The organism is Flavobacterium sp., assembly GCF_028712645.1.
Lineage (GTDB): Bacteria > Bacteroidota > Bacteroidia > Flavobacteriales > Flavobacteriaceae > Flavobacterium.
Window position 1 is genome coordinate 1 of the sequence record NZ_JAQTPQ010000292.1, and the last position, 4,027, is coordinate 4,027.

At 33.1% G+C, this 4,027-nt stretch carries 3 protein-coding genes; 1 reads left to right on the forward strand and 2 read right to left on the reverse strand.

Translation table 11 applies throughout. The features are described from left to right. On the forward strand, positions 1-1,710 hold a 1,710-nt coding region (rpsA, locus tag PHC28_RS16490; protein WP_300103211.1), incomplete at its 5' end, for a 30S ribosomal protein S1. A gap of 222 nt (positions 1,711-1,932) precedes the next feature. Here rpsA and PHC28_RS16495 read toward each other — a convergent pair. Then, positions 1,933-2,529 (reverse strand): PolC-type DNA polymerase III, encoded by a 597-nt coding sequence (locus PHC28_RS16495; RefSeq protein ID WP_300103213.1) that lies wholly within the window; start codon positions 2,527-2,529, stop codon positions 1,933-1,935. Between the two features lie 2 nt (positions 2,530-2,531). After that, positions 2,532-4,027: DUF294 nucleotidyltransferase-like domain-containing protein (locus tag PHC28_RS16500; RefSeq protein ID WP_300103215.1), on the reverse strand; the 1,496-nt coding region annotated here is incomplete at its 5' end.

Here is a 4,027-nt window from a genome sequence, read left to right on the forward strand (position 1 = left end):
ATTGATGCCGTAGATGAGAAAAACTTACAAGAATTCGAAGACCTAGTTTCAAAAACTTTTATCGCGACAGATCAAGAAGAAGTAGTAGAAGGTATTGTTGTTAGAATTACTGATAGAGACGTTATCGTTGATATCAACGCAAAATCGGAAGGTGTTATTTCTTTAAACGAATTCCGTTACAATCCAGCATTAAAAGTGGGTGACAAAGTAGAAGTATTGATTGACATCCGTGAGGACAAAACAGGTCAATTAGTATTATCTCACAGAAAAGCAAGAACTATCAAATCATGGGATAGAGTTATATCTGCTAACGAAACTGGAGAAATCGTTACTGGTTTTGTAAAATGCAGAACTAAAGGTGGTATGATCGTAGACGTTTTTGGAATCGAAGCGTTCTTGCCAGGTTCACAAATTGATGTGAAACCAATCCGTGATTACGATGTATACGTAAACAAAAATATGGAATTCAAAGTGGTAAAAATCAACCACGAATTCAAAAATGTTGTTGTATCTCACAAAGCACTTATCGAGGCTGATATTGAAGTACAGAAAAAAGAAATCATTGGAAAATTACAAAAAGGACAAGTATTAGAAGGTGTTGTTAAAAACATTACTTCTTACGGTGTGTTTATTGACTTAGGTGGTGTTGATGGATTAATCCACATTACTGACCTTTCTTGGTCAAGAATCAACCACCCATCTGAAGTTCTTGAATTAGACCAAGTGCTGAACGTGGTAATCCTTGATTTTGATGACGAGAAAACAAGAATCCAATTAGGATTGAAACAATTAAACGCTCACCCTTGGGATGCTTTAGATGCTAACTTAAAAATTGGTGATAAAGTAAAAGGTAAAGTAGTTGTAATCGCTGATTACGGTGCTTTCATCGAAGTTGCTGAAGGTGTTGAAGGTTTAATTCACGTTTCTGAAATGTCATGGTCAACTCATTTACGTTCTGCTCAAGATTTCGTAAAAGTAGGGGATGTTGTTGAGGCTGTTATCTTAACTTTAGATAGAGATGACCGTAAAATGTCATTAGGTATCAAACAATTGACTCAAGATCCTTGGACTGATATCACTGCTAAATATCCTGTTGGTTCTAAACATGTAGGTATCGTAAGAAACTTTACAAACTTTGGAATTTTCGTAGAATTAGAAGAAGGAATTGATGGATTAATCTACATTTCTGACCTTTCTTGGACTAAGAAAATCAAACACCCATCTGAATTTGTAAATGTTGGTGAAAAATTAGACGTAGTTGTATTAGAATTAGATGTTGAAGGACGTAAATTATCTTTAGGTCACAAACAAACTACTGCTAATCCTTGGGATCAATACGAAGATTCATTCGCAGTAGGAACTATCCACTCAGGTGAAATCTCTGAAATTGTTGACAAAGGAGCTACTGTAGAATTCGGTGAAGATATCGTTGCTTTCATTCCTACACGTCACCTTGAAAAAGAAGACGGTAAAAAATTGAAAAAAGGCGAAACTGCTGAATTCAAAGTAATAGAATTCAACAAAGAATTCAAAAGAGTAGTTGCTTCTCACACTGCTATCTTCCGTGAAGAAGAAGAGAAAAATATGAAAGCTGCTGTTGAAACTGCTACGGCTGCATCTACAAATGCACCAGCTTCAACTTTAGGTGATGCAAATGATATTCTTGCAGGTCTTAAAGCTAAAATGGAAAAAAACGAGAAAAAGAAATAATTTTTCTTAATTTTTGAATATAGAAAGTCCTGAGTAATCGGGACTTTTTTTTTGCCATAGATTTCACAGATTTTTTGATTGTGAAAATATGTTTAATTTACCTAAAATTTCATTTGTGAGGATGCCTTTTTTGCTAATTAGGAATATAAAAGCCATCACAATTTTGGTTATGAGACGGCTACTTTTTTAGACGTAAAAATAAAATTACTTATAAAATATTGGCTATATAATTCCTAATTTATATTTTAATTTCAAGAAAAGTAAGGCAATTTTATAAGCATCATCAGAGGTAGAATTTCTATCTGTTTTGGGAATTTTATATATATCACATAATTCATCAAGTGAAAATTGTTTGTTGCTAATGTCATGCAGTTTTCGATGCATAACATCAATATCTAGTGCTTGATTTTTTAGTCTTCCACAATCTAATCTTTCTAAAGCTTCGTTAATCATTTCTACATCGAAATCAACGTGATGACCAACCAAGACAGCATTTCCAATAAACTCGATTAAAGCCTGTACGGCTTCAGGTTCTCCGAGTTTTTTCATTTTGCTTTCTAAAGTAAATTCATTTAAAATACCGTTATCGTGAAAGAATTTATATTGAGCTATTATGGTTTCAAAGCTATCTCCAATGATTATGCTATTATCAATAACAGCAAATGAACCAATTGATAAAATTACATCTTTACTTGGGTTTAAACCTGTAGTTTCGGTACTTAAAACAACAAAACGTTTTGATTTTTTATCAAATTTTGAAACGTATTCTTTCCAAAATTCAGGATGTTCCTTGTTGATTTTTTTTATCCAGTCTAACATAGTTATGAAAATTGGGTAAGTTGGAACTTAGTTTTAATTAATTCTTCTAATTCCCTCATTGGAGCCAAAGCATTTTTTAAATTTTCTTTTTCAACTTTTGTTAATTCTTGCAAATTTATAAATTGTCCAGAATTATCATTATTCAAACCTTCTAATGTTCTGAATTTTGACAAAGTCAAAAATGCTTCAGCACAATTGAGATAAATCTCACTATTTTTGGGATCAGTAATAGCTAATTGTTTAAACCGCATAAACGTATTATTTTCATTTCGAATGTTAAAACTCAAAGAAAATAAACGAGCACCATCAATAAGAGGCATCAAAGCTCGGGTCTTGATGTCAAATTTATCCTTATTTACACCTTCTTCTTCGACAATAAATTTCTTAAAAAAGCTTAATGGCGAGTTTTTACGCAAAGCATCATTTCCTAAATAGTCAAAGAATAAAGCATTATTATGAACATTGGTATAAATTATATTTTCGATTGTTTCTTCAATTTTTTTCTCACCAAAAACCAACTCATAGTCAAAGAAAATACTACTTATATCATTGCTGTTTTCTCCTGGAGTATTGATCCAGCTAGTGTATTGTTTTGTCCAGTCTGTCAATGATTTACACCAAAGCATATTACTAGCCATATTACCATTTAGACATAATTCATAACCTACATTTTCTAAAATTGTCGTGGTTCTTTTTCCTAACTTTAGAAAATAGTCTTTAACATCTCGATATTTTTCTGCGGTTACATCTTCAAAAACCAAAAAACTGTCTTGATCCGTGAGCAATAATTGCTCTTTTCTTCCTTGACTACCCATACTAAACCAAGCAAAATGGGCAGGAGGGGAGCCTAAATCTAAAATCGACAACTCGATTGATCTCTTGATAATGGCCAAATTGACTTCGCTCACAATGTTGTTAATATGAGAAAGTGGAATATTTTTATGAATAGATTTTTCGACAACATCCGTTAGACGTTCACGAATTAATTTCAAATCCTTTGAATTTTTGGAACGTTTAATTTCTTTTATCAAAACTCCGGGATTACTGGCTTGGGCGACAATCAAATCGTGCTCTGAAATGACTCCTTTTACATCCGATTTATCAGTTCCGTCTTGCGTTACGCATAAATGTGTCACGTTGTGTTTTAGCATCAGTAATTGGGCTTCAGCCAAAGAAACATTCTCTACAACAGTTACCACTGGCGAGGACATAATTTTATCTACAGTAGTTGTGATTAGAAATCTGCCAGTAGCAATTTTGGTACACATATCAGTGTTAGTGACAATTCCGATAGGGATGTTGTTTTCGCAAACAATAACACTATTGGTAATCGAATTTGTCATAAGTTGAGCAACTTCCTGAACAATACTCGATTTTGTTGCCCTTAAAGGAGTTGGATTATAAGACAATGATTGAAAATATTGCATCTCTGATTGCTGGTCAGAATAGTAAACATTGTCGGAAATCAGTTTTCCGTGCAAATTTTCGCTTTCGCTTG